This is a genomic window from Neobacillus notoginsengisoli (assembly GCF_003515685.1).
Taxonomy (GTDB): domain Bacteria; phylum Bacillota; class Bacilli; order Bacillales; family Cytobacillaceae; genus Bacillus_D; species Bacillus_D notoginsengisoli.
In genome coordinates this window covers 261,239-287,687 of sequence record NZ_QWEG01000001.1, presented here as the reverse complement: position 1 = coordinate 287,687, position 26,449 = coordinate 261,239, and the positions used below count along the sequence as shown (strand labels likewise).

At 35.4% G+C, this 26,449-nt stretch carries 33 protein-coding genes, 1 pseudogene and 1 riboswitch; of the genes and pseudogenes, 5 read left to right on the top strand and 29 right to left on the bottom strand.

What is annotated here, in order from left to right; all coding sequences use genetic code 11:
- Window positions 1-3: 3 nt before the first annotated feature.
- On the top strand, window positions 4-600 hold the full coding sequence (locus D1B31_RS01565) for an NADPH-dependent FMN reductase (protein ID WP_118918986.1): 597 nt from the start codon (window positions 4-6) through the stop codon (window positions 598-600).
- Window positions 601-1,023: 423 nt separating this feature from the next.
- Here D1B31_RS01565 and D1B31_RS24700 read toward each other — a convergent pair whose 3' ends face one another.
- From D1B31_RS24700 to D1B31_RS01495, 14 genes and pseudogenes are all read right to left on the bottom strand, one after another.
- A complete protein-coding gene (locus D1B31_RS24700; protein ID WP_118918985.1) occupies window positions 1,024-1,260 on the bottom strand; it encodes a hypothetical protein in 237 nt (78 codons plus the stop codon).
- Between the two features lie 268 nt (window positions 1,261-1,528).
- Complete coding sequence (locus D1B31_RS01555; protein ID WP_118918984.1) at window positions 1,529-1,882, bottom strand: DUF3147 family protein; 354 nt, start codon at window positions 1,880-1,882, stop codon at window positions 1,529-1,531.
- Complete coding sequence (locus D1B31_RS01550; RefSeq protein WP_118918983.1) at window positions 1,873-2,289, bottom strand: MarR family winged helix-turn-helix transcriptional regulator; 417 nt, start codon at window positions 2,287-2,289, stop codon at window positions 1,873-1,875. The genes D1B31_RS01555 and D1B31_RS01550 overlap by 10 nt, the downstream gene beginning before the upstream one ends.
- Window positions 2,290-2,467: 178 nt before the next feature.
- Window positions 2,468-3,164 (bottom strand): annotated as a pseudogene (locus D1B31_RS01545) (Type 1 glutamine amidotransferase-like domain-containing protein).
- A gap of 154 nt (window positions 3,165-3,318) precedes the next feature.
- Window positions 3,319-3,564, bottom strand: coding sequence for a cytoplasmic protein (locus D1B31_RS01540; protein WP_118918982.1), 246 nt, complete (start codon window positions 3,562-3,564; stop codon window positions 3,319-3,321).
- Window positions 3,565-3,849: 285 nt separating this feature from the next.
- Entirely contained in the window at window positions 3,850-4,254 is a 405-nt protein-coding gene (locus D1B31_RS01535; RefSeq protein WP_118918981.1) for a DUF3888 domain-containing protein, read from the bottom strand.
- A 144-nt stretch (window positions 4,255-4,398) separates the two neighbouring features.
- Window positions 4,399-4,869, bottom strand: a complete 471-nt coding sequence (locus D1B31_RS01530) for a VanZ family protein (protein WP_118918980.1) — start codon at window positions 4,867-4,869, stop codon at window positions 4,399-4,401.
- Between the two features lie 208 nt (window positions 4,870-5,077).
- Window positions 5,078-6,409, bottom strand: a complete 1,332-nt coding sequence (locus D1B31_RS01525; protein ID WP_118918979.1) for an FtsW/RodA/SpoVE family cell cycle protein — start codon at window positions 6,407-6,409, stop codon at window positions 5,078-5,080.
- Entirely contained in the window at window positions 6,406-6,840 is a 435-nt protein-coding gene (locus D1B31_RS01520) for a PadR family transcriptional regulator (RefSeq protein WP_118918978.1), read from the bottom strand. Before D1B31_RS01520 ends, D1B31_RS01525 begins: the two co-directional genes overlap by 4 nt.
- A gap of 3 nt (window positions 6,841-6,843) precedes the next feature.
- Window positions 6,844-7,395, bottom strand: a complete 552-nt coding sequence (locus D1B31_RS01515) for a sigma-70 family RNA polymerase sigma factor (protein ID WP_118918977.1) — start codon at window positions 7,393-7,395, stop codon at window positions 6,844-6,846.
- Between the two features lie 265 nt (window positions 7,396-7,660).
- The gene (locus D1B31_RS01510; RefSeq protein WP_118918976.1) at window positions 7,661-8,200 is read right to left on the bottom strand and encodes a 2'-5' RNA ligase family protein; all 540 of its coding nucleotides are present in this window, start codon (window positions 8,198-8,200) and stop codon (window positions 7,661-7,663) included.
- A gap of 106 nt (window positions 8,201-8,306) precedes the next feature.
- Entirely contained in the window at window positions 8,307-8,504 is a 198-nt protein-coding gene (locus D1B31_RS01505; RefSeq protein ID WP_240035113.1) for an aspartyl-phosphate phosphatase Spo0E family protein, read from the bottom strand.
- 281 nt (window positions 8,505-8,785) lie between these two features.
- Window positions 8,786-9,448, bottom strand: a complete 663-nt coding sequence (locus tag D1B31_RS01500) for a hypothetical protein (protein ID WP_118918975.1) — start codon at window positions 9,446-9,448, stop codon at window positions 8,786-8,788.
- Between the two features lie 414 nt (window positions 9,449-9,862).
- The gene (locus D1B31_RS01495) at window positions 9,863-11,137 is read right to left on the bottom strand and encodes an RNA-guided endonuclease InsQ/TnpB family protein (protein ID WP_118918974.1); all 1,275 of its coding nucleotides are present in this window, start codon (window positions 11,135-11,137) and stop codon (window positions 9,863-9,865) included.
- Window positions 11,138-11,548: 411 nt separating this feature from the next.
- A riboswitch (SAM riboswitch) is annotated at window positions 11,549-11,656 on the top strand.
- A 110-nt stretch (window positions 11,657-11,766) separates the two neighbouring features.
- Here D1B31_RS01495 and D1B31_RS01490 point away from each other — a divergent pair.
- Window positions 11,767-13,047, top strand: a complete 1,281-nt coding sequence (locus D1B31_RS01490) for a Na+/H+ antiporter NhaC family protein (protein ID WP_118918973.1) — start codon at window positions 11,767-11,769, stop codon at window positions 13,045-13,047.
- A 168-nt stretch (window positions 13,048-13,215) separates the two neighbouring features.
- On the opposite strand, the gene D1B31_RS01485 is transcribed toward D1B31_RS01490, so the two are convergent.
- Together D1B31_RS01485 and D1B31_RS01480 are read right to left on the bottom strand one after the other, a co-directional pair.
- Entirely contained in the window at window positions 13,216-13,647 is a 432-nt protein-coding gene (locus tag D1B31_RS01485; RefSeq protein ID WP_118918972.1) for a hypothetical protein, read from the bottom strand.
- Window positions 13,648-13,869: 222 nt separating this feature from the next.
- Window positions 13,870-14,238 carry a DUF3221 domain-containing protein gene (locus D1B31_RS01480; RefSeq protein WP_118918971.1) on the bottom strand — a complete coding sequence of 123 codons (369 nt, stop codon included), beginning with the start codon at window positions 14,236-14,238 and terminating at the stop codon, window positions 13,870-13,872.
- 254 nt (window positions 14,239-14,492) lie between these two features.
- Between D1B31_RS01480 and D1B31_RS01475 the strand changes: the two genes are divergently transcribed.
- The gene (locus D1B31_RS01475; protein WP_118918970.1) at window positions 14,493-14,816 is read left to right on the top strand and encodes a hypothetical protein; all 324 of its coding nucleotides are present in this window, start codon (window positions 14,493-14,495) and stop codon (window positions 14,814-14,816) included.
- Between the two features lie 133 nt (window positions 14,817-14,949).
- On the opposite strand, the gene D1B31_RS24695 is transcribed toward D1B31_RS01475, so the two are convergent.
- From D1B31_RS24695 to D1B31_RS01440, 8 genes are all read right to left on the bottom strand, one after another.
- Window positions 14,950-15,120: a hypothetical protein gene (locus D1B31_RS24695; protein WP_204562973.1), complete on the bottom strand. Its 171-nt coding sequence runs from the start codon at window positions 15,118-15,120 to the stop codon at window positions 14,950-14,952.
- Between the two features lie 82 nt (window positions 15,121-15,202).
- Window positions 15,203-15,901 (bottom strand): HAD family hydrolase, encoded by a 699-nt coding sequence (locus D1B31_RS01470; RefSeq protein ID WP_118918969.1) that lies wholly within the window; start codon window positions 15,899-15,901, stop codon window positions 15,203-15,205.
- A 211-nt stretch (window positions 15,902-16,112) separates the two neighbouring features.
- Complete coding sequence (locus tag D1B31_RS01465; protein WP_240035112.1) at window positions 16,113-16,517, bottom strand: hypothetical protein; 405 nt, start codon at window positions 16,515-16,517, stop codon at window positions 16,113-16,115.
- Window positions 16,518-16,692: 175 nt separating this feature from the next.
- Window positions 16,693-16,890: a PspC domain-containing protein gene (locus tag D1B31_RS01460; protein ID WP_118918968.1), complete on the bottom strand. Its 198-nt coding sequence runs from the start codon at window positions 16,888-16,890 to the stop codon at window positions 16,693-16,695.
- 174 nt (window positions 16,891-17,064) lie between these two features.
- On the bottom strand, window positions 17,065-17,490 hold the full coding sequence (locus D1B31_RS01455; protein ID WP_240035140.1) for a hypothetical protein: 426 nt from the start codon (window positions 17,488-17,490) through the stop codon (window positions 17,065-17,067).
- A 104-nt stretch (window positions 17,491-17,594) separates the two neighbouring features.
- Window positions 17,595-17,990 carry an SMI1/KNR4 family protein gene (locus tag D1B31_RS01450; RefSeq protein ID WP_338036445.1) on the bottom strand — a complete coding sequence of 132 codons (396 nt, stop codon included), beginning with the start codon at window positions 17,988-17,990 and terminating at the stop codon, window positions 17,595-17,597.
- Window positions 17,991-18,122: 132 nt separating this feature from the next.
- On the bottom strand, window positions 18,123-18,746 hold the full coding sequence (locus D1B31_RS01445; protein ID WP_118919213.1) for a DUF3885 domain-containing protein: 624 nt from the start codon (window positions 18,744-18,746) through the stop codon (window positions 18,123-18,125).
- Window positions 18,747-18,886: 140 nt separating this feature from the next.
- Window positions 18,887-19,210: a hypothetical protein gene (locus D1B31_RS01440; protein WP_240035111.1), complete on the bottom strand. Its 324-nt coding sequence runs from the start codon at window positions 19,208-19,210 to the stop codon at window positions 18,887-18,889.
- A 227-nt stretch (window positions 19,211-19,437) separates the two neighbouring features.
- On the opposite strand from D1B31_RS01440, the gene D1B31_RS01435 reads away from it, so the two are divergent.
- Window positions 19,438-20,070, top strand: a complete 633-nt coding sequence (locus tag D1B31_RS01435) for a LysE family translocator (protein WP_118918965.1) — start codon at window positions 19,438-19,440, stop codon at window positions 20,068-20,070.
- Window positions 20,071-20,170: 100 nt separating this feature from the next.
- Here D1B31_RS01435 and D1B31_RS01430 read toward each other — a convergent pair whose 3' ends face one another.
- The 5 genes from D1B31_RS01430 to D1B31_RS01410 all read right to left on the bottom strand — a co-directional run bounded on the left by D1B31_RS01430 (window position 20,171) and on the right by D1B31_RS01410 (window position 25,729).
- Complete coding sequence (locus D1B31_RS01430; protein ID WP_118918964.1) at window positions 20,171-20,431, bottom strand: hypothetical protein; 261 nt, start codon at window positions 20,429-20,431, stop codon at window positions 20,171-20,173.
- Between the two features lie 300 nt (window positions 20,432-20,731).
- On the bottom strand, window positions 20,732-21,664 hold the full coding sequence (locus D1B31_RS01425) for an ABC transporter permease subunit (RefSeq protein WP_118918963.1): 933 nt from the start codon (window positions 21,662-21,664) through the stop codon (window positions 20,732-20,734).
- On the bottom strand, window positions 21,657-22,517 hold the full coding sequence (locus tag D1B31_RS01420) for an ABC transporter permease subunit (protein ID WP_118918962.1): 861 nt from the start codon (window positions 22,515-22,517) through the stop codon (window positions 21,657-21,659). Before D1B31_RS01420 ends, D1B31_RS01425 begins: the two co-directional genes overlap by 8 nt.
- Before the next feature lie 19 nt (window positions 22,518-22,536).
- A complete protein-coding gene (locus D1B31_RS01415; protein WP_204562971.1) occupies window positions 22,537-23,028 on the bottom strand; it encodes a DUF4362 domain-containing protein in 492 nt (163 codons plus the stop codon).
- 550 nt (window positions 23,029-23,578) lie between these two features.
- Complete coding sequence (locus D1B31_RS01410; RefSeq protein WP_118919212.1) at window positions 23,579-25,729, bottom strand: peptidoglycan D,D-transpeptidase FtsI family protein; 2,151 nt, start codon at window positions 25,727-25,729, stop codon at window positions 23,579-23,581.
- 536 nt (window positions 25,730-26,265) lie between these two features.
- On the opposite strand from D1B31_RS01410, the gene D1B31_RS23980 reads away from it, so the two are divergent.
- A complete protein-coding gene (locus tag D1B31_RS23980) occupies window positions 26,266-26,427 on the top strand; it encodes a hypothetical protein (protein WP_158587398.1) in 162 nt (53 codons plus the stop codon).
- Window positions 26,428-26,449 lie beyond the last annotated feature (22 nt).

Genomic DNA, 26,449 nt, shown 5'->3' with positions numbered 1-26,449 from the left:
AAAATGGGTTTTTTCAATAAATTGTTTGGTACATCAAAGGAGGAAGCTACAATGGCAGCTGAAAAATTAAACATCGGAATTATTTTGGGAAGTACACGTCAAGGCCGGCTAAGCCCGCAAGTCGGTGAATGGGTCAAGTCAATCGCTGATAAGCGCGGGGATGCAAACTATGAAATCGTGGATATTGCTGAATTCAACCTCCCGTTCCTAGGAACAACTGACGGAACAGAGCCTGGGATTGCGGCATGGAATGAAAAGCTCGCAAACTTGGACGGATTCGTATTCATCGTCCAAGAATACAACCACAGCATTACAGGCGCATTAAAAAATGCCCTCGATTTTGCCCGTGAAGTATGGTACAACAAGGCAGCCGGCATTGTGAGCTACGGATCAACCGGCGGCGCACGCGCAGCGGAGCATTTGCGCGGCATTTGCGGCGAGCTGAAAATTGCCGACGTCCGCACACATCCAACCCTGTCCCTGTTCACTGATTTCGAAAACGGATCAGAGTTCAAACCTCAAGAACTTCACCTGACAAACGTCAATTCCATGCTTGATGAAGTTGTATCATGGAGCGGTGCGTTGAAAGCTATTCGATAAGCTCGGTTTTGAAGTGAAGAATTGGAATTAGGGACTGAATTCACAAAATAACATAAGTTACAGTGCAGAAAAACGGTCAGACAATCCAAAGTCTGGCCGTTTATTTCTTAATTGAAGAAAGCATCCGTTCGGATAAGTACAATCCTCACAATTTAAAATGCTGTTTTTTCGTCACTCTGGTATATAACCAAGGAATACCCACAAAAATAATTATTCCAGATATAAATGATAAGAAGATAAATTGACTAATAACCTTCGTCAAGAAAAGGACAACTAACGCCACTATCACAAATATCCTCCAATATAGGATTAAGTTTTTCAAAGAACTCTCCCCTTTTATTTTGCATTGAAAAGCCGTTCCAGTATAGATTTCAAAAAAATTAAGACTTTAAATAAAAAACCTCCCATATAGAGAGGTTAAAATCATAAGTTTCTATTATGCTTAGCCATCCGCTTTAAGTGTTCAACTTCCTCATCTGAAAGTTTCTCTTTTCCTGATAAATGATTAAAGACCTCTGTTGTAGTAAATTGCTTTGTTTCTTTTACTTTTTCTTCGGTCATATCTGGATCTGCAACAGAACCAAACCTAAGTCCTTCTAAGAATCCTTTAGCCGCATCTTTCATTACATTTGGTTGTTTCTTATCTTCCTTTTCAGCCAATCCTTCCCCCTCCTTATATTGGTTGGTTATTCGCTGTTTTTTAAAACTTATAAAAGCATCTCCTAATCCATAATTATTAGTATTTATTGTAAATATTACTACAACTAAAGATTGCAAATTGTTTTTTATTTTAATTGGCAAATATATTATACCATAAGTTTCCAGAATAACCGAAATATTTTGTCAATAATGCACTTGAGGAATTCTTGAAATAAACTGCCCCGGTAGTACAATAATTTCATCATTCCTTCTTGAATTAACGCACCCTTTAGTTAAAGAACAGAACTCTAATGTATTTTAAAGCAAGATCTTGAATCAATAAAAATATCAACCAGCCACATACTCCTAAACCAATAGATATAAATAAATGAATGGAGTTTTGTAAGGCTATATAAACGATTACTAACAAAACAGCAGTTGCAGGAAATCCCCAAAGTACCCCTAATGCAAACTTGCTTAACGTTGCTGTTTGCTCCCCTTGGACATACAGCCATATAATGCTTAGTAAACTTACTAAAGGAAGTGCAGCTATTATTCCTCCGTATGAAGGAAATCTTCTTGAAATCTCTGTCACCACACCGATAACGATTGCTGAAGCAATAATTTTCGTTATCACATACATTGTTTTGCACGATCACTTAAAATTTTTAGGGCTTGTTCTACTAAATTCTTTTCATTGTCATCAAGTTGATTCAACACTTGTTCTAATTTTTCTTCATCTAAACTAGTATTTCTATGTAAAACTTCTTTGCCAAAACCCGTTAGACAAAGAATCACTTTTCTTTCATCAAGAGGATCTCTCCTCTTTATTAAATAGTTCTTTTCAATCAATCTTTTAACGTGTTCTGAGGCGGTATTATGAGAAACCTGTATGTATGATGCAATTTCATTTACTCCTATCTCATCCTGTTTATCAACAAGTTGAAGAATACGGACCACTTGATGTGAGATTTTTTCTTTATGGAGATAATGTAAATGGAAATAAATATCTGTCCAATATTGATTTAATAGGGAAACTTTACGGTTCAAAAATATCACTCCTTTATATCGCTAATTACGATTGTATCGTATTTTGCGATATAAAGTAAAGAGGTTGTTTTGCACCTACAAATCGGGATATCTTATTCAACTAAACTGCTCCGTTTGTACAATAAGGAATTCAATAAAAAAGGCGTTAAATCCTGCTTGGATCAACGCAACCGTTAGTTTAATAAGAACCTAAAAACTCTGTTTGAAGTTCTGTCTCTATAACCTTCTTTTCGAAGGAAACACTATACGCCTTAGCGTTAGGCCTTGAGCTAACTATTTTACTAATTCCTTGTTCCTTGTAATGAATAGCAACCCCATTATCTGTCGCAACCCCTGATTGTATTTTTTTTGAGTCAATAAGTTTGTGATATGCAGGTCTTCTTTCTATTTCTCCATCGTAATGCGGACAATTGCTCCCCTTTAAAAAACCCAAACATTTTATTGGTTCAAGTCCATCCCCATACGAATCAGTAACCCCTTCTTCAAACCAACAAATGGAACCCGCACTTAACCCAGCTAAAATAACGCCTTGATTCCACGCTTTTCTTAAAATACCGTCTACCCCCCATTCTTTCCACAAAGCTAAAAGGTTTTTTGTGTTTCCTCCACCAACATAAACAATGTCTTTCTCTAAAATAAAGCTCTCAAGATCCCTTGTCGGAGGTTCAAATAAAGATAAATGGGATGGTGTACAATCTTGTTGATTAAAAAAGTTATAATACCTTGATATATAATTATCAGAATCTCCACTTGCAGTAGGGATAAAGCAAATTTGTGGCTTAGCTTTCTTTGCTTGTTTTAATATATACAAATAACAATGGATTATCTGGTTCCATTGAAAACCCACCACCACCAAGAGCAATTATTTGTCTCATCTACGTACTCCTTTCAGAAAAAAGTATTAAGTAATAAGTTCTACAAATAATCCTTGTTCAACTATCCTGCCCCGTTTGTTTAATAAAGATTTCAACAAAAATGGTGGCGAATCCTGCTTGAAACACACCCGTTAGTGAAACAACAGGTTTAACACTAAAACCATTCCTTATTCATTTCTTTTAGAAACAGTTCTGTGATGGAAAACCCAGAACTCTCTCCAATTACAGAATCAATTCCACAATAAGGACAAACTGCTGTGTCATCGTCGTCCCACCATTCATCAATTTCATTGGGATTAAATATTTTCAAACAATAAAAGCATCCACATATAGTATCATTTTCTAAGTCTTTTCTATTATGTCTACAAAAACGATGTGCTTTTTTAAATTGTTTCTCCAACAATATTTCTCCCCTTCTCTAGTCATCTATTGACTGAATTTTGCCTTATATCACCATCATTGTGATGGTATTCTTGTTCAACCAACCTGCCCCGTTTGTTTAATAAGGAATTCAACAAAAAAGGCGGTTAATCCTGCCTGGATCAACGCACCCGTTTGTTTAAGTGGATTTCTTCACAAACTTTGCTTTTTATACAGGGATACCGTTAGCTCATTTAAGACTGAAACAAAAAAGGAGGATAATCCTTCTAGGATCAACACGCAAGTTAGTAAACCAAAAACAAATTTACGCAGGACTTCTACATTCATATTTTTCTTTTGGATTGTATTTTCTAACCTTAAAATCCTTTAGTACCCATTTTAAGTCTTCCCAATCTTTCTTTACGGTAATTGTAAATATATCAAGGGGATTATGGGCTTCTGTATAAGTCATTCCTTCAATGGTGGCTTCAAATAGCCAAGAGCCTGGGTGATCAAGTTTTTTTATGTTTTTTACTCTTAGGCATTGAAAAGCTATTTGATAAGTAGTTCCATAATGCTTTTGAACCGCTTCATACATTTGTGGCTGTAAAAGGTCTATTACTGCATCTTCTAAAAGATTCTCTCTAGTTGCTTTAGTTCGATAATCTGCATTGGATGCTGACGTTGTCATAAAAAAGAAACAAAAGGATAGAAACATTATTCTCTTCATTGAATACCTCTTTAAAAACTTTTTGTAAATATTTTATCCAAATGTTTTAATTACATTCTTCTTGAACTAACCTGCCCCGTTTGTTCAATTAGAAATTCAACAAAAAAGGCGGTTAATCCTGCCTGGATCAACGCCCCTTCAGTTTTACAAACTTTTCTTTTTCATTTTTATAATCGGGATAGTAATTAAAAACCCTGAAATACCGCCTATTAAATTCAAAATAATATCGTCAACATCAAAAACGCCTAACAAAGTAACATATTGCAATATTTCAATGGTCAAGCTACACATAAATATAAAGATAATTACTTGTGTTATACGTTTTATAGCGTCGAAAACAAGTGGAAGAAAAATTCCCAATGGTATAAATACTAATATATTGCCGAAAGTATTATAAAACCAGGTATTGAAATTATACTGGTTAAAATTGATAAAATAAGCTGTGATTGAGCTAAATGGTATCAGGTTATGTGCTACATCCCCATAATTCCCGTAGAGTCTAATTGGATAAAAAATACTGATTCCAATAAAACTAATCCACAATAAAAAAATTACGTAGGACCCAAAAAGCATTTTAGGGTATTTTTTAGCATCCATTTCGAGAAAACTTCTCATTTACACACCACCTCTTACATATGGTATGCCCCAAAAATTGTAATTATTCAAAGTTCTTCTTCCACTAACCTGCCCCGTTTGTTTAATAAGGAATTCAACAAAAAGGCCGTAAATCCTGCTGGATCAACGCACCCGATAGTTCAATAAGGGAAGGGCGACAACTATTATTTAGCTGTCGCCCTTTTTATCAACATTTAAATGTTTGACTTTAACTTTTAATTTCATCTGCAATCGTGGGTTCTACAAGATTTTTTCTACGATAAACATTTAAAATGAGTCCTAAAACAGCAGCGTAAAAGAGTATCGCACTGCCTCCATAACTAATAAAAGGCAGAGAAACTCCCATTATCGGCACGACTCCAAAGCTCATCAAGATGTTCCAGGCAGTAGGAACCGCAAATAATGTAGCACCACCAATTACGATCAATCTCCCATAGAGGTCCTTTGTTTTAAACGCATTTTTTGAGATCCTTAAAATAAATATCAGTAGGATCAAACAAAGAACGAATCCGAAGGCCCAACCAAGAGAATAGACGAGGAAGGGAAAAGCAAAATCTGTATGTGCTTCTGGTAACATTTGAAAATTTAACTCGTTGGTAAGTCCGTTACCGAACCATCCCGCTTCTGAAAGGACCTTCCTAACCGATATATACAAATATCCTGCTCCACTTGAATCGGCACTAGGGTTTATAAAAGCAGATAATCTAGTAAACAAATAACTTTGGCGTAAGGTCATGTAGAACATAATAATGAAAATGATACCAGCCAATAGATTTGTTATAGCCAGATTTACAGCTAATTTCTTTTGGATTGGAGCAAAAGCAAACATCCCAATTATACACAAAAAATAAATAATAATAATCATAAAGCTTGGCACCATCATGTACAGCAAGATGGGAGTCCAAAACAAGACAAAAAGGAGACCTTGTTTTTTCCAACTTTGAAACTCATTAATCTTGTTAAAAATACCAGCCCAAGCAAGAAAAAAGAAAAACAAGCTCATCGTGGTTCCATCGACCGTCACGACTGAAAGGGAAATCCACTTTTTTGCTCCGCCTACCATATTTCCAAAGAAATGGAGATATAAATGAATCAGCAAGCCGATAGCATAAAAGTACTTCCACCAGTTCTTTAATTTTTGGTAATCAAAGAAAAGGATTCCAATGATTACAAGTACGGCCAGGGTGTAAAAAATCGCCTGCCACCCCATAAAACGGGTACTCGATAAGTAAAGTTCAGGAACTCCACCAACTAATGGCAGAAAACTAATACCAGCAAAAATAACGAATAAAATAATCAAAATCCAATCCATTTTTGGCTTATGGAGGGGATTTAAATTCTCGCCAATGGTAAATGGATTTCCCATTTCTTGAATGGCCTTTTCATCTGCATCCTCTTGAGAAAATCCTCTCTTTTTGTAAGATTGACTCAACTCTTGCAGATGATTAGTAATCTCTTTTTTTATCTTGTTGTGGGCTTCCTTAGATTTCACTTTGGACATTACTTTACTTAAAAATTCTTCAAATTGGGGAGAACTCATAAGGACGCCTCCTCTAGTAAGTGATTAAGGGATAACTCTAGTTTTGAGTTATCTTGTTTATGGGTAGCTAAGTATTTTTTCCCTTTGGAATTTAAGGAGTAATATTTCTTTTTGTTTATCCATTTTGAATTAAGAATATCTTTATTTTCTAATAGATGTAGAAGTGTATAAAGCTGCCCTTCATTCTTTTGGAAAGTACGTTCATTTTTTTGAAAAAGTTGGGTAGAAATATTGTAGCCATCCTTTGATTCATGCTGAACCGATTCTAATATAGCTATGATGGTTTCTATCTTCCAAGAATGAAATTGTGATTGAGATTGTCTCATACGAATGGATTCTTTCACCGCATTTTTTCTTTCATTGGAAAAGGAAAAATCCTTGAAAATTGATTTTTTCATCGAACTCTTCAGGTTAGTAAATGGATCATTCATCTCCTAAACCTCCTCGATCATCTTGTCTTTTAATAATTCTTTCGCGCGCTTTAATCTAGTTTTTATTGTATTTATATTTACTGTCGTAATCTTACTTATTTCTGCTAAAGACAGTTCTTCATAATAATGCAGAAATACTACTTCTCTGTACTTTAGAGGTAAATTCATGACAGCATTTGTTAAGATGTTTTCTTCACTATTCGCGATAATCTCCTCTTCAACCTGTTTTGTTTTCGAAGGTATATAATCCGAAATTTTATCGCTAAGCGTTATTTTGCGATAATACCAGCTTCTTAAGTAGTCCTTACAATGATTACTCGCAATACGATATAGCCACGTTTTTATTGATGCCTGCTGATTAAACTGACTTAATTTTTCATAACATTTTAAAAATATCTCCTGCGTTAAATCTTCTGCTGTCGTTCGATTTTTAACATATGTATATACGAGATGCAGGATATCATCGCTATATTCTTGCATTAATTCATCAATTATGTGCTCTCTCTCAACCAACATACTCTCATCTGTCACCGCCAGTTGTTTTAGTCCATTCATCTTGTTATCACCCTCTCACATATTATAGACGTAGCTAACCTTCATCTGGTTTGAAAAAACAATAGATTTTTATGACCTTCTGCAATCTAAAGTATAAATGGAAAAAGGAACAACCTCTTATCGGATTGTTCCAGAATGTTTTTTAGGTAGGTTAGATGGCTTATAAGACTATTTATTCGATGAATAATACCTTACCTCTAACAAGGAACTGCAAGTACAACTGCTCCTTACTTCAGAATTACTTATAGGGTAAATCTGCGTTTTCCTATGACTTCTCTTTTAGATTAATATCCATGAATTTCTTATATTTATTAGACTCTATTTCTTGATACCCCCTCAAAAAATTCACATCAAATACCGGATATGGGCTTAATTCTTCCTCCGCTAAAATAGCCATATCCTTTAATTCTTCACTTGATAATCCGTAATGTGTTTGCCCCAACGTTAGGTGAGGGATGTAATCATCTAATTCCCTATATTTTTTTATTAAGTCTTTTTCTGGATTTACAGCATTGACAATTTTTCTATGTAACTCATTTATCCCTCTTGCTTCAACACGTAAAAATAATACAGTATCATCGAAAAAGGCTGGTGTGTTTATTTTCAACTGAAATGGTGCAGTATCTTCACACAGCTTTTCAACATCTCTTAGCCAGTTTTTATTAGATGTTAAGCCACCTTGTGACTTTATCGTAATATGAGGTTCAACCAGGTCAGAAAGTAAATTATTCTTCCACCGTGTCTGGAATTCTACTATTTTTCTCTTGTATTCCTTTGGTGGCACAATCCCTATAAAAAACTTCATATGCCCTTCTCCTCAATAAGACTTATTTGCTGTTCATTTAAAAAATTTCTTTTTTACAAACTACCCCATCAGCAAAAACAATAAAGAGCTGGCTGGTAAGTAATATCTATAATGTATTAACACAATGACGAACCTCTGGAAAACACCTTTGGCATTCGACTATATATTGATCTAACTCTTGGCTAATAGTGATTGCCTCCGTGCTTGTCAGTCCTTTTTGTAACCCTGTGTTAATAAGTTCATTTCTAAGATATTCTATTTTGCTTATTAATTCATCAGGTTCTATTAAAATGTTATCAACCACAACAACACTTCCAATTTTAACAATATTTTCAAACTATTATAACACTAAGATCGAAATTTGTAATAATTCCCCATATTTTTTTCATCAAAAAGAATCCCCCCTGCTCTTATTAAATTATGGGTCAGATTGGAAGCACAAAATTCGAAATAACAGTGCTTTGCGTACAGATACTTTCTCTTGAATCAGCAAGTACTTTAGTAGCGAAAATGGCACAAAAAAAGCTCAGAGCCTTAAAAAGCCTTGAGCTTCCTCATAATGTTGAAGTTAATTTCAATAATGAGCTACTCTAAATAATTTTCAATGAAAATAGATTTAGTTGTTAGTATGTCTGTACTAAAATTCGAAGAACGGTCACTTCCTATTACTTGTAAGTTAAAGCCTGATGACACTGTTGTAGACCCTTCATTACCGATTTTTCGTATGTTATTATTCGTCAATACAAAATGATCACCTTCTAGTTCTATCTCTTCATTCCAACCAGATGAAACGATTAATTTGTATTCGAATTTCTTGCTATCAAAAAAACCTTTTTGCTTTAAAGTATCAAGGGCTGAAAAAAAATAATCAGCATAAACCAAGTTATCATATTGTAGCCATTCATTCGCTTTACTTTTGCTAATGTTAATATTATTCTCTTCCTTTGATTCGCTATAATGATAAATTGTATATTGATCATCATCTTTGTCGACTAAATCAAATTGAATTGAGTAGATAGTGTTCTTTTTATCAAGAATTAAGTGGAAATTTTCGATTTTAGAATTTTCTTTTGAAATACTTAATTCGCTTCTAAATAATTCCCAACTTTCTTTATTGTTTACTGTATTAAAGTCCGTCTGTTTAAATAAAGAAACTTCTCTTACATAATTCTCACTAAAATAATATATGGCACTAAGTATGGCGAATAATATTATGGAACTACTAATAACCCATTTCTTCACATTCAAACTATCACCCCTCTTTTGTGGTTTCACAATAAATATCCTGACCGCTTGTTAAACCTACCTGCCCCGTAAGTCGAATAAGAAATTGCTGAACGTTTCCAGTAAGAAATTCAACAAAAAGGTGCGATAATCCTCCCTGGATCATCGCACCCAATAGTTTAAGAATAAAACTTTAAAGTTGAAGCTCTAAATCATTTAAAGTCCCATTCAATATTTAACTGATTTTCTCCGCCAACTCTAAAATAATTCCCTCTGGACCACGAACATAGCTTGACTTCTCCCCATGCATAAATGCCGGGGATTCTTTTTTAAACCTTCATCAAAGCTGCCCTTCAGCCGGAGATTCCAGGTCTTACGACTTCTCCAGTTCATTACGACATGAAGTAAAAACCACATACCGCAGCCCAATCATAGGCTCTACGCCACTGCTAGCTTATACTTTTTGCTTCTGGCAATCGGTACAAGGTTCACTCGGCGATACTTTGTATCTTTCCACTCAGGAAGCAGACGGTCTTTTGTTATTTCACTATTGATGGATTTGTCTAGTATATTGACAGCTCCCACCACATCCCGGTGTCCTTTAGCACCGCATGTACATTGGAAATTACGGTATTCCTGCTTCCTGAATTCCCCACAGGAAGGACATGTGCCGGATGTATACGATTCTTCCACCACTTCAACCTTGATTCCACGGAGCTTCAATTTGTATTTTATCTTATCAGTCAGCCTGCCAAAACTCCAATTTGATAGTTGTTGCCGAATTTCTTTTCTGGATTTCTTCTTCTTTTTTGTGTTTTTTTGAACGCCATCCGGGGTGCCGATATACAAGGTATGAATGTGGTTTTCAACGCACCAGTCTTCCACCATTCTGGAAATACAATGCTCTTGATAGTCGATTTTTCGTTCCATTTTTTCGAGGAAACGGCGTTTACGTAAAATCAATTTATATCGAGCATTGAAACCCTTTTTCTTTCTATCAATCCGTTTTGAAAATTCCCGTAATCTTTTATTTCGGTACCGAGTCAAGGAACGCAGTTCTTTCCCTGTGATGATGAGATGGTTTTTCCCGTTGCTTAAGGTAGCCGCATGAATGAGACCTAAATCACATCCCGCTTTGTCCTTGCCTTTGATTCTTTCCTGTTTTTGTTCCTCCACGGCAAGATGCATCCAGTATTCGTTTTTATGCCATACAATCTCAGCACTTTTAATCGTTTCAAAACAAATATGTTTCGGTTTTGGCAATGCCAATTTTGACTGGCTCCTGCCATTACTAAAAACAAGGATGTTTCCGTCTAATTTGATGGCTGATTTTTTGTATTTTACAGAAAAGAAACGTTTGTATTTCCACGGATAACGCCACTTTTTTTCTCCTTTTGCCCGGAGTTCCCTAGTTCTCTCACACGTTTCTTCATGCAGTTCGATGATCGCTTGAATCGTTTGTGCATGGAGATGATGCGTGTGGGCGTTAACCCATTTTTTCTTCTGAGAAGCAGTTGACCATACTTTATAGACATCATACAGCCACCAATGCAGGTCGAGAATATCATTCCAAAGCCTCGCTGCCTCCATGCGGAGGGAATTTACCAACTTTCTTTCTTCAGTGGTTAAACGCAAAGGAAACTTTTTAACAACGATATCTCCTTGAATTTCTTTCTTCTTTTTTTCTTTTAGTTTTATACGTTTTTCAGCCATTTGTATTCACTTCCCTAGAACATCAGTTCTACCACTTATCCTAATTATACCAAAATAGACAGACCAATACTTAGAAATACATACCTTATTTCAAAAAAATACAGCTTACATCTCCATAACTGAAGTTAGGGGTTTTACGCTGTTTATTGATAAAATATACGGTAACCTTCCTTGATTAAATAGTGAAGTTAAAACAAACTAAAAGGGTTCCAAAAGCCTTTATACGGAACGTTTTTACAATGCTTTCTCATCAAAGTTTGAATATACCAACCTCCTTTGTTAAGCTAGATTCTTTAGTCCTCATATAACCTGCTAATAAGAAGCAAAAAATAACCATAAAAATTTTATTGATATAGTAATGTTATTCATGTAATCTTTTACTTACTGTGACAAAAAATTAATATTTTTTTCTTCTTATCAAGAGAGATGGAGGGACTGGCCCGATGAGATCTCGGCAGCGGAACTTAGTGATTAAGTTTCTGTGCCAAATCCAGCAAGCAAAGACTTGATAGATAAGAGGAGTGTTTTATAGATATAAGGCCTCTTCTTGTTGTTTCAAGATGAGGCCTTTTTTACGGGCAAATCATGGACAAAAGACGTGTCCCATTTTAATTTTTGGAGGTGGAACAATGAAGAAAGGAAATCCATGGGCATTGATCCCATTTGTTGTTTTTTTGATTTTATTTATTGGTTCAAGTGTTATTACAGGTGATTTTTATGCGTTTCCTGTCATTGTAGCCATTGCCATTTCGGGTGCTGTGGCTCTGGCGATGAATCGAAAAGAACCGTTTGCGCGAAAGGTTGATATTTTCTGCCAAGGCGCAGGTAATTTAAATGTCATGCTGATGGTTGTTATTTTTCTCTTGGCCGGGGCCTTTTCAGAGGTAGCAAAAGGCATGGGAGCAGTGGACTCCACTGTTAACCTTGCTTTATCGTTCGTTCCGCAAAACCTGCTTGTTGTAGGCTTGTTCATCATTGCCTGCTTTATTTCCCTGTCAATGGGTACATCGGTGGGAACGATTGTTGCTCTAGCGCCAATTGGAGTTGGAATCAGTGGGCATACCGATTTTTCCCTGGCCTTAATAATGGGGGCGATCATTGGCGGCTCGATGTTTGGCGACAATTTATCCTTTATTTCAGATACAACGATTACTGCCGTTCGTTCACAAGGCGCACAGATGAAGGATAAATTTAAGGTGAATTTTTGGATTGTGTTGCCGGCAGCTATTGTAACAGGCATTATTTTAGGGGCTATAACAATGGGTGAATCGGCACAAGTCGAGTATTTAAGCTACAGTTGGGTAAAAATTGTTCCTTATCTTTTGGTTATTATTTTTGCATTAGTCGGAATGAATGTTTTCCTTGTTCTTGCATTAGGAATTAGTCTCGCCGGGGCTGTTGGCTTAGCGGATGGCAGCTATCATTTAATGAGCCTTTTAGAAAAGATTGGCGAAGGAATGGCAGGCATGTATGAAATGGCCTTTCTTGCGATATTAATAGCTGGAATGGTGGAGGTAATTAAATTTAACGGCGGAATTGACTATCTGCTTCACCTTACGACACGAAAGATTAAATCGAAAAAGGGTGCCGAATTTAGCATTGCTGGTCTTGTGGGCCTAACTGATTTATCGACGGCCAATAATACGATTGCTATTTTAATTACCGGCCCGCTCGCAAAAAATATTGCTGATCAGTATGGAATTGAGCCGCGAAAGGCTGCAAGTATATTAGATATTTTCTCCTGTACGGTCCAAGGCCTACTGCCATACGGAGCCCAATTGCTGGCAGCTGCAAGTATAGCCGGTATATCGCCAGTGAGCATCCTTCAATACTCTTTCTATCCAATCCTCATAGGGATCTGCGGAATCATTGCGATCCTTATTGGATACCCGACAAAAAAGAAAGCCTGAACACCACCACTTTAAAAGTGACAGGGACAGCCCCCGCTGCTGTGCAACTATAAAGCAACGGGGCCTGTCCCCCAGTTGTTATAGAGGAAAGTGATCGCAGCCTAATTTATTTTAATTGGAAACACCTCAACTGGGTTTTGTATAGTTTAAGTGGTTTTCTTCACAATATTATTTTACTCTCTTTAAATCAGCTTGCCTTATCGAATCTCCAGTAATCTCAAAGAACACTTCTTTTTTATTATCTAATTCGAGTGTCACCTTTTTGTTATTCGGCACATTATATTTACTTTTTCCTCTGGAATTGCTTCCCAGGATTTCAACATACATTTCAACTTCTCCATTTAAGGCCATATCTTTTTCGAGTAATTCAAAACTTAGTAAATCTCCTTTTTCGATTTTAGAATTATTCCCATTTATACCTGTTTCTAAATAGTTCAAAATATGGACTTGAATTCCATAAAAATCAAAATTACTATTGTTTTTTATATTGATAACCATACTATTCTCTTTTGGTGCAATTGGAGTACTGGGATAATGTGTACAAGCAGATATCAAAATAATTAATAAAATTGTAATTGGCAAAAACCTTTTTTTCTTCACACTGCCACCCCTTTTTAATAATTTTTTATCGGTTTTGCAACTACATCGCAAAAGTATATACATAGAATTTCTATGTGTATGAACATTGTAATTTATATCCAGTTGTTTTTCAACAATAAATTAAATTAACCTGCCCCGTTTGTTCAATAAGGAATTCAATCAAAATAGCGCTTAATCCTTCCTTGATTACCGCACCCATTTGCTTTAAAATGGCTATTTCCTTTAATTCTTACTCTCTTTGATTTCAATCTTTAACCCTTTGATTTTGGGTGGATTTGATTCAAGAATAGGTCCACCATACCAAACTGTTACATTCTGACCTTCTTCTAATTTGTTTAACAACGTTTCATCATCGACCCCAACTGATACTAACGAACCTGTATTAAATACTTGGTGGTCCTTTGTCACTTCAAGTAAAGGTCTCCTGTCAGATGTTTGATTTTTAACGTACCCCTCAACACCAGGACCAGTAATTTCCTCACCGTTGGCTACCTTTACCCCATCGCTCTTTTTAGTATCATTGTTCGAGCAACCTACAATCATAACTAAAAGGCTAGCTACCACTAATGAGACTGTTTTTTTACTTAACATAAAATCCCCTCCATTCAAAAGACGAGAAAATTATGAGTTTAGTGTCATCCTTCTACAACTAAACTGCCCCGTTTGTTTAATAATGGGTTTCAAACCAAAAAGGGGAAATCATAACTGTAACAAGGCACCGTTAGTTAAATTGTATTTGTTCGATACTAGGTTAGTAACTAAACTGTAAACTGATTGTTAAGTAAAAGCATTCATGATGAAATCTTCATTGTATACAATTAATACTCGTTAAGGAGTGATGGAAGATGAAAAGCATTACAGTAGATAAGTTAAAATTCAAGAAAGAATTATCGGTGATTGAACAAATCACACTGAAAGAAGTTCTGTATACCTGGGTTGGGGGCTTAAGCAAAGGATTGGAGAATGATTTTTTCCACCTTCAATACACTGTAGATGTATTTGCTAAAATGGAAAAAACCACGAATGATACCGATTTGTTGATTTCTGGTGAATTTTATTTCAGATACATAACTATCACGGAAGATAATCGAATTGTCATAGGTGTTTTAGATATGAATTCAGAATTAAAACATAAAATCATTTCACTAGAAGAGATTAATAATTCTTAACCATACAAAAAGAGGCAGCTTGTTACATTGTCTCTTTTTATTTGGCACTATATGTTTTTAAATAATCCTGCCTATAGTTAAGTACAACACAGCATTGCACCGTTACTAATAATCTATATATTACCGCACCTTATTATTTTTTTAAGAAAAATCCTACCACTGTAGTAATGAACCCTATAGCAATTAAGATTTGGACATCATTTGAAGGTCCTGATTCCCAACTAGATGTATATTGAATAAATAAAGCTAATAGCATATTTAGTTCCTTGATTTCCTTGATCAAATAACCTCCCCGTTTGTTCATTAAACTAAAAAGGGCCGAAATCCTTCCTGGATCATCGACCGCTTAGTTGATTAAGGCAAAAAATTACATACGTTACTGTTGTTCACACATGCAATTTTTTTAGCGCTTGTATGAATTCATTTATGTTACTTAACATTTGATCTGGTTGAACCCCAAATTCTAATGTCTGATAATTTGGCAACCACTGTACTCCGATAGTATGTACATTAGCTTGTTTACCAGCCAAAATGTCAGCATCACTATCTCCTAAAAAAATTGCATCGGTGTTTTTTATGTTAAGCTGTGCCAATGCCTTGATCAATCCTTCTGGATGAGGTTTTGGAATAGAAACATCATCACCAGTGATAATCACATCAAATAAGTCATTCATATTAAGGCAATCTAAAGAGATAAGCAAACTTCTGCTAGCTTTTCCTGTTACAATCCCCAATTTATAACCTTCTCTTTTTAATAGCAGTAGTAAGTCGTTAATCTCCTCATTCTTATTAACAAGGTCTTGATGCTTCTCACTATACTTCTCATAATATAATTCAATTGCTTTATCAAGATTTGAGTCCATAAGATTTTCTCTTATGATTCCAGTCTCAGATGGACCGAACATTGCCTTGATTTCATCTGGATTAATTTCAATGTTATCAAACTCCTTAAATACAGCTTGAAACGCATAGAAACAAACTGGCAAAGTATCAGCAAGAGTACCATCGAAATCAAATATGATCGCTTTAATAACTACACACCCTTTATCAAAATATTGTATCTTGAGTTTTATTAGAAAAAACATAATCTATATTGGTATATATAGAATCTTCTACACCTCGAAGCAGTTTGTATATTCTATTATTGAAATGGTAGTTCCATCTGCTACAATCCTGCCCTTAGCATAATAAGGAATTCAACAAAAATGTGCCTTAATCCTTCTTGGAAAAAAGCCCTCCCAGTTAAATACAGAATAGTTATTCACAAACCTTTTTATTTCGCCAAATATACAGATTTCATTTAAGAAAATTCTCCCAAACTAAATGCTTTATATCTTCCACTTTTTTAACTTCTTTTCTGAACCATTCCATATTTCCAGCAAATCGTTCGGAACAAGGGAATTCAATCCGTGCTACACGATTTCCTTGGATACATCTAATTGCTCCTCTATAATAAGGTTGGCTCTTGGGTTTCTCTTGGTAAGTAGAAACATAGGGAACAATCTCATATAGATAGTCTATTGCAAGTGAATCAAAATGCTTTTTAGATACAATTTCCTTTATTTGCTTATAAGTAAACTCATCTAAATCCCACCGAATTATACAATCTCCGTCTAGAAGTTGAACACCCAATTTAATGTATCTTCCAACCTTATCTTTAGACACTTCAATGATTCGAAAGTTTTTAAAATTTATTGGCATCTCCCCATCAACTCCCGCATTTATTTCCCCTTTAACTATTCATAATCTGCTTTCGCTTTTCCTTTTTGAAATAAAACCTGCCTCGATTGTTCAATAAAAAGATTCAACAAAAAAGGTGGTTAATCCTTCCTGGATCAACGCACCCGTTTATTAAAGTGGAAATTTGCTCCAATATTTAATTCTCTAAATCTTTATCATTTGGCATAACTATTGCAGCTACAAAATAAATTAACCATGTTATCCCACCCGTAAAAAATCCAGATAATACAGTTATTATTCGAAGTATACTAACATCAATATTATATTGTTCACTTAAGCCACCTAAAACACCAGATAATTGTTTGTTTTGCGTCGATTTATATAGCGTTTTCATTTAATCCCCCCTTTCAAAACAGAATTTTTTTCTCTTAGATAAGTTAAACCGCAATTAAGATTAACAACAACTCTTAAAGTAAATGCTTCTTATGTTGAATAAAGACTTCTACAAAAAATGCGTTAATCCTCCTTGGATCAACGCACTCATTAGCTTAACAAGAAATGGTTAAACTTAATGATACTGAAACCAAACAAACCATCCTTTTTCCTTACTTTTTGCTAAAAATATTTGACCTTGGGCTAAGTTAGCTCCAGGTGCTTTTGGGAAATCTAAACGTACAAGCCACGACATTTCGGCAATTTCCTTGCCACAAAAGGTCTTTGCCATTCCAAAATAAGCTTCTTCTTCTTTATTTCCACCTGTTTCAGGGAAAGGTTTGGCAGTTACTACATTCCATTTAGTGTATATGTCTGGCAAATCATCTATTCCTGTTCCATAAGTTTTTAGTATTAATATCTTTAATGCTTCAATTACCTCTTTTCTGTCCTTGGAGGATGTTTGCTCTAATTCACTTAACACCGGACATTTTTTAAGTTGAGCTTGGACTTCAAATGATCCCAAATTAAAAAAGAATATTGTAAAAAGGAGTAGACCCACTATTTTCAAAATAAAATCACCTCTTTCCTAGTTTCGCCTAAATAGAAAAGAGTTATCAATTATTCTTGGCTTAAGACCACTTTAGTTTAAGAAGGAGAATTGATTCAGACAGATATTTCCCCGTTAATCCAGCCTTTAATAAAATCTTTTAACGATGACGCAATTATCCTTCGACTATCATCCTCATGATTCCATACATAAATATTTTCATTCTGAATAGTTCCGTTTTCCATTAAATATCCAAATAAATCACCATTGCCTGCATCGGAGAAAAATAAAAAAGTGTCCAAAGGCTTTATGAAATCCCTATATTCGTGCAAAGACCAAAAGAACTTATTTTCTTTTATCATCTGTTCTGTTGACCAAATCAAAGAAATTCCGTAGTTACCGTATACACCATTTGTTTCACTGTATAATTCAGCTAACCTTTTAGGCAAATCAATGTTTAATTCCCTTTTAACTGACAATATCTCAGTTTCAGTTGCGGGTGCTTTAAACAGACACTCTTTTGAAATACTGCTTAAATAATCTTTCCAAATAATGAATAATTACCACCTAATAATTTTCTCACTAATTATTTTTCACCTTCTTCAACAAACCTGCTCCGTTAGTCAATTAATAAGAAAATGCTATTAGTTAAATACCTTATCTATTTCAGCCCTGTCGTAATCTAATATCCAATCGTTGTATATTTTATAAATATCACTTATGGATTTAGGAGACGCAGCAAGTAAATCACATCCCCTGCCATCATAAACGTGAAAAATCGTTCCCCTTTTAATGTTTATTAAATATATCCTATGAAAAACACTTGGTTGGATTCCTAAATCTTGATTGCATATTGCTTTTAATAATGGGATGTATTTGATTTCAGATACTTTGCATTCGAGAGTAAATCTGTGTGTTTTATATTTTCCGTCTTCATCGTCTTCAGGGAAAATATAAGGCATTTCCGTATGCTTCATTTTATATAGGACTGTTCTTCTATAAACATATGGAGAAATAATCCTCCTTCTGTTCTTATAAGGTTTTCCATCACCAAAATCATTAACATCTACCACAATAAAAATTTCCTCATCTTGAGAATGTAAGGATTTAAATAAAGATACAGCCCTTTTATAAACTCCATTTAAATAAGGATTGCTTTCATAATCATAGTCTCGAGTCCACTCAATTCCGAGTTGAAACCGTATACCAATATGCCAATTGTAAAACAAAGGTGGCCTTAGGATTAAGTTGGGGAAATTCTCACTCATATAGCTATTCAGGGACATACATACACACACCTCAATTTTTCCTTATTTATTAAGCTAACCTGTCCCGTTTGTTCAAAAAAATTAAACAAAAGAGTACGAAATCCTTTTTGGACCAATTGCACCTGTATGAAGAACAGTTCCTAAAAAGTATATATTTCTTTCTTCTCTATAAAGTCTTCTTCACTAATTTCACTCTTGTCGGTAACCAAGAGAGATTGGAATGCTTTAAAAAGTTCTTGTATTTCTTCCTGTTCATTAATCATATCAATACTTTTTTGGTACTCATCTTCATCTTTATATCTCGAGATTTCTATCCATTTCGTGGCATCAACCTTGCTATTCAGATACATTGAATGAAAATCTATATATCTCCCGTAAATTTTTGATGCTTTTTCTTGAATAGCTAAATATTCGTCTGTTTTATCTTTTTGAATATGGTACTGATAAACTTTAACAAACATCATTTTCCCCCAAATCTAAAAACATACTTACTATACAAAACTACTCGTCAGCTCAATAAGGAATTCAACAAGAACAAAAAAAGGGTTAATCCTTCCTGGATCAAAGAACACGTAAATTCAACAAGTAAATCATATAAAATTTATGTTCAATTACTAACTCCCTTTAAGTATAATACAGTGTAAGAATCAAATATTCAGACTAATTATCAGTCAAAAAGGAGGTAATCAAAATGGAAAACTTTTATCTTTTTGTCCTTATGTGTATTTTTCTTATTATTTTACCTGGTCCCGATACTGCCATTACTACCAAAAATACTCTCACGGTTGGGAGAATCGGTGGTCTTAAGACGGCTTTAGGTATTTGTTGTGCCCTATTTATCCATACATCTGCTGCTGTACTAGGGCTATCAGCAATCATTGTGAAATCAGCGTTATTATTTTCTGTCTTCAAATACATTGGTGCAGTTTACTTAATTTATCTCGGAGTTAAGACACTGTGGTCTTTAAAGAAGAAGGAAGAAGCATTAAACCTTGAGATGAACACAAAAAACAAATTTAAAAACACATCTTGTTTCAAACAAGGATTCCTTACCAATATCCTAAATCCAAAAGTTGCTGTCTTTTTCTTAACTTTTTTGCCTCAATTCGTGGACTCTGGAAGCAAAACCTTTCTACCGTTTCTCATGATGGGTATGACCTATACTTTATTGACTGCCATATGGTTTTTACTTTATGTGTATTTAATTAATCAAATTAGTACTTTTATGAAAAAACCTAAAGCACAAAATCTTATTGAAGGAATCACAGGTACTATACTGATAGGTTTTGGTATAAAGCTAGCCCTCGAAAGGACTCATAATTAGAGAATTATTTATATGGCAAGACCCTTGAGTTCCCTATATCAAGGGTCTTATTATTTGTCACAATCGAAGAGCCTTAATCTCCTATTGAGTCCCCGTTACCTTACCTTTCACCAATGCTCAAACCAAGCAATAAAAGGTATCCTATTACGCAAACTGCAATTACGTTAAGAATGATTAGTAGCCATTTTAATACCCCTTTTTGAGCTTTCAGTCCAAAGAAAGCCCCTAATAATGGGAATAAAAACATAGAAAATATCAACAATCTACCTAATTTGCCAAAGGATACACCACTCAACATTGTAAAAAATAAAAGAATGAAAATTACTAAAGATGCTAGTGAAAAAACACTAAATTTATTCATATGTGGTTCACTTCCTGTAAATTAATTATTTTTCAAATCAATAAATATTCATATATTTTTACAATAAGTTCAAAATCTAACTTTGACTGAAAAAAATACGGTTTTAAAAGTCTAACGTTCTAACAATAATGCCGTTTTTGCATAATCTATGGCCTTTATACAGTGTTTTTTTGTCAGCTCCATGTTAAAAAAATATTTTGCAGGGTCTAAGGAGCTTTGTACCTGTAGCCTTTAATTACATTTAATCCTATCTTTTAAATGAAATAATCTTATAAATCTACATAATTACAGGTTGGAAGGTTAAATCCATGGGGGTTTTTTATATAAATTTTCAATACGCTGTTTCCAACCCCTTACCAGTAAACTGAAAGAACCTATCATTAGCAGCAATCCAACCAATGGCATAAATAAAATCCATCTATTGTACTGAAGGTTGCTTCTTGCTTGACCTGTTAAACCGGCCCAGTCGTTCGTTATAGACAGAAAAATAATATTATCGTCATCATATTGGACCTCAGTTCCACCGACAAAAATATTGAATAAACCAAGGATTCCAAGCAAAGTTAACACTGCCACAACTTCTGTCAGAAATAAAACAACGATAGGATCCCTTAATTGCGGGATGATATGCTTGAATAGAATTCTGCTTTTACCAGCACCTAGAGATTTGGATGCCTCGATGAAGTCCATCTTTTTAATTTCATTCGTCTTTTTTCTGATTGAAGATGCGGCCGCCGGTATCCCCAACCCCGTTACAAGCAGGATGAGAAGGATGACCAAATAACCGATGGTAAGCGGCGAATTCATGCTAAGGGGCAGAAGGATAAAATAAACGACTAAAAACGCCGGTAAATAGCTCGCCGCATCTTCAATGGCCAGCCACCATGCCGGCACGGAACTCCTCATTCCTAAATACAAGCCGGCAAGGCCACCAAGCACCGTCCGCAGTCCGGCGATTGTCAAGGAGACGAAAAATGTATATCTTGCTCCGTTCAGCATTTTTGAAAGGATGTCATATCCCCACCGATCAGTCCCCAGCAAAAAATCCTTGTACTCAAACGGGCTCAGCGGCGGAGTCCTCAACATATATTCTCCATCCACAAGGATGCTTCCCACTTCCATTTTTTCTGTCAGGAAGTGAGAGGCCACCCAGGGACCACAAACAGAAATCAGAAACAAAAAAAGAAAACCGACGATTCCGGCAATGAAAGAAAGATTGTACTTTTTACTCATAAACAAACCCTTTTTCAAAGAGGAATAGTATCAAAAGAATGAAGTAGTAAACAAACATAGTTATGAGGACAATCGACAAGAAACCTACAGCAACCGCTGCAAACAGATAGTCGGCAAAAATAAAACGGGTCACTCCGAGAATATTAAACAAGTATTCTACAATGAATAAGCTTCCGGCTGTCAAAGAGAGAGTTTTTTTAAGGTCTGCAACAAAATAAGGACGCAGATTTTTAAAGATGTGGTGCAGGCTTAAATAAGATTTTGAAAGACCTTTTGATAAGCCTGTGCGAACATAATCTTCAGAGGCTATTTGATTATATTTTGCAACTGTTAGCTTCAATAAATAGGAAGTCGATATAATGGACAAAATGAATACTGGGAAAAGAAAGTCTGCAAACCTTTTATCCATCGATAGTGTAATCACCCGGTAGCCTGTCAGTTTGTAGAAGGAAACACCGCCAAAAATCAGGAAGATAATCAGAATGAACTGCGGTATGGCTGAAAGGAAGGCAAATATGGCATAAACTGCTTTGGAAATCCGGCTGCGAGGAAAAAACGCCCCAACGAGCAACGATACGGTTACGCTGGCAAGCATGCTTGTAAACATAAGAAGAAAACTGGTCATGACGTTGTCCCCGACATCTGCTGCGATACTTCTATGCTGGCTGCCAGTCTTGTAGGTACCAAGTGAGCCGTCCGAAAGGTTTTTGAAAAACGCCTGAATATTATCAAGGAAAACATACGGCTTTAAAACGATGATATTTCCGCTTCTTGGTTGCAGTGCATCAGGAAAGCTCGCTATGACAAGAATTAACAAGACAACAATCAATAGTTTCACGGTTCTTTTTAACATCACTCCCGCCCCCTGATCGTTACTCCTGTCCGCCCGACTCCAACGCCTGCCGGGTTAAAGGCTGGACAAGTACCAAGACATGCTCTTTTCCCTCTTCATCCTTACAGTCCATTCCATCTAAGGATGGGTTCCCTTGTGTGAAAGGACCTTCATGTGAAATAACCAATGTCTCGCAGGTGAATTTCCCCTTTGGACTTTGATAGCCTTCATAATCATTTACAAACTCAACCTTTTCTCCATCAGTCTTTAGTGAGGTTGTTGCAGCTGTATCACCATTTTCATCCACAATGGTGATGGTAAGGGCTCCTTTTTTGCCCGCTTGCACATCATTTACAAAATAAAGCAACTTTGTAAAGTTTTTATACTCCATCTCCCCGGATACAATTTGATTAAAATCATCGCTTTTATGGTAAACGACCACTTCCCCCTTTTTAAGAGCCTCTTTTTCAGTTAGCTTTTCTTTATTGACGCCTTTTTCCATTTCAAAGGAGCAACCGGCTAAGCCCAACATCAACACCAAAGCTTTTAGAAGAAGACGCATTTTTTTCCATTCCCCCCTACAAATAAATTTAGAATAATTATAAGAAAACACCATCCAGTTATACCTATTTTATCCATATTATAGATTTTACTCAAGAAAATCTTCATTGGCTTCATTCCGCGAAAGTTCAACCATTTTGCCTTACATTAGAACTTCATATTTATTGAACTTTTAACAAAATAAGCTAGAGAGGGAAGATTTTTTTCGCATTTTCTTTGCATATAGTTTTTGGTTTTTACCAGTTATTTCTTTATGATTCCTTGTAGTGTTTTCACTTGTAATCTCAGTTCTGTTTTTCTTATTAGATGAGTTATTAAGATATCGAGAAACTATAGAATCCCCAGTGGGCTAATCTATTCACTGGGAATTTTATATACTCGAAGAGCCAACATCAAACTTTAAAAGTTAAAAAGAGCCCAAGAATACTAATACATTAGTTTCTCAGGCTTTCATAAATATTAAGTATTACTTAGAATATAAAGACAATCACCCTGGATTTAAATATGAAGCAAGTTTCTTCTTATGGAGCAATTACACCTTCCTTAGCTCTCTTTTTTTTTAAATCAAAATATGTTTTTAGTACATCGCTACCAATTTTGTTATTATAGCTGGTACCGCTGTTTCCTTGATAGGCCCAAGGAACTATAACCGCCATTGCAACTTCAGGCTTTTCAGCAGGTGCATAGCTAACTAAGCTTAGGTTCATAACAGCCGGGGGTCTCTCCCCAAATTTGCTGCGTTCGAATCCATCATAAAAAGATTCTGCCGTTCCAGTCTTTCCTGCCGGATTATAGGAGGCATTTTTAAAAAATGAGCGGGCGGTTCCCCTCGGCCCATGCATGACACGCCAAAAACCATTTTGAATTGCTTTCAACCATTCTTGGTTACCATCGAGCCTATTAAGTACTTTTGGCTGAATTTCTTCAATTAAAGGCCCTAGACCGTTGTCATCAATTTGGGGCTCATGAATTTTTTTTAAAATATGTGGCTGTACTCTGGTCCCATCGTTTGCAATGGTGGAAACATATTGTGCTAGCTGCATTGGCGAATAAGTGTCGTATTGCCCAATTGCAAGGTCGAGCAGTTTTCCAATGTTCTTCGGGCCAGGATATCCAATGGATTCACCTGGTAAATCAATACCTGTCCTAGTACCAAGGCCAAACTGGTTAAACGACGATCTGACGGTATCAAAAGCTTTTGGATCAAGACTAAGAGGTTGGTTTGGAACATAGCGTCCATTACCTATTCTAATTGCTGTTTCAAACATGAATATATTAGAAGAAATTTCAAGAGCACTTGTTGCATTCACCGAACCTATTCCAGATCTCCAAGAAGATTTCGTAGGAGTGTCCCTAATTAATAGGGGGCGATCATAGATGATGGATGAAGGCGTTATGGCCCCTTTTTCAAACCCCGTATAAACCATTGCCCCCTTGACTGCCGAACCAACAGCATAATACGTTGTAAAAGTCCCAAGAGCATAATCACTCATTTTATATTGTCCAGTTTCTTTATCCCGCTCAATCTTTTTCCCCGCAATTGTGAGGATTTCACCAGTGTAAGGGTCGGTAAGAACTACAAAGGCACGGTCCAACAACGGGGATTTTCCACTGCGTTTTCCCATCAAAAGTTCTTTTTCAATAATCTCTTCAACGGCTAGTTGAAGCTCCATATCAATAGTGAGAACGATATCTTTGCCACGCTTACCTTCCGAGACAACTTCTGTGCCAATTATATTTCCACTTTTATCTGTTTTATTCCTCACTTTTTCTTTTTGCCCTTTGAGAATTTCCTCGTATTGCAGTTCAATATAGCTTGTACCAACACGGTCATTACGACTATAGCCACGTGAAAGATAGTAATCCAGGTTTTCTCTTGGTAGACCTTTTTCGGCATCAGAAACATTTCCAAGAATCGATCTCAGCGTATCCCCAAATACATATTTACGTTTCCAGTCGGTAGTTGTATCTACACCAGGTAGGTTACCAAGATCCTCGCTAACAACTGCAAATTCTTTATCTGTAACGATTTCAGTTTTATCCGGATCGTCGTCCTTCCCCAATTTATTCGGCCCGCTTTTTACAATTTGTGGCGTCTGTGCATAGCCTGAATTAAATTTCCTCCAGATAGCGAGGACCTCCATTTTATCCTTATCAGCTGTAATGGTATTTAAATCTTCTTTAGTGACTCTATCTACCTGAAGTTGGTATATTTCACTATCCTTTAGTTTTTTTTCGTCATATAAATTCCATTCTTCCTTCGTAATTTTAGCTTTACCCTCTTTCTCATGCGTCATCAGCCAAAAATCTTTCATTTCCCTTTCAGGTATTTTACCTGGTTTTTTTTCTATTAGCTTAGCAAGCTTTTCAGCTGTTTCTAGCATTTCCTCTTGGGTTGTCCCCTGGTACTTGGTATATGTGATGGCATTAAGAGGGGTATTATCGACAATGATTTTGCCATTTCGGTCATATATCTTTCCCCTAGGAACAGAATTTTCAACCGTAACATCTACCGTCCGTTCGATTTCTCGTTTATATTCTTCACCATAAATAATCTGAACAACTCCAAGCCTTATTATCAGGAAGGAAAACAAGAAAAAAATAACCAAAAAAAGCATATTCATTCGAAAAGGCAAAAGGGATTTTTTCTTCTTCTTTTTCTTTGAGACCATATTTATCTCACTTTCTAATTTGGATTTAACTTTAATTGGAATACATTTGCTTTTATTATAAAAACTTCCAAATAATATTCTATCATAATTTTCCTGTGTTTCCCATTTAGAAACAAGGTTCCAATAGAAAATGAGACCCATATCCCTACCCTTCCGTTTTCTTACCCTGTTTAATAAATTATCTAGCCCAAAAACTATTATTATTAACAGGTTAGATCAGTTAAGAACTTATTAACTCCACTCGAAAAAAAAAGCTATCAAACTGATAGTTCCTGTTTCGTATCTTCTCTTTTCTTTTAGATATTTAAACTAATTGAGTTTGATACCCTTGTTATCGTAAAAAGGAAGTTTATTTTAAAAGGGTACCTCAATCCTCCTCAATTAAGAACACCAGCTGCATAACTTTAAATTTAAGCACTTTTAAGGTGCAGTGCAATAGAATTCATCAATAAATTCCATAATTAAAGCATAAACCATAATACTACTAGGAGTTAAATTAACAATTAAAGAAAAAAATTCTTTTAGTTAGATTTTCTTTGCTGAACATTGAAATGATGCTTAAAGGAATGCCAAAAACGGAAAAGAGAATCATAAGCCAGGCATACATTCTTATGATTGAACTAAAGGTCTCATTTAAAGTTATCAGTGAGGTGATTATAGAAATTGGGATAACAATAATTGTAGCTAATGCTATATAGAAAGAAATTTTAGTGAAAACCT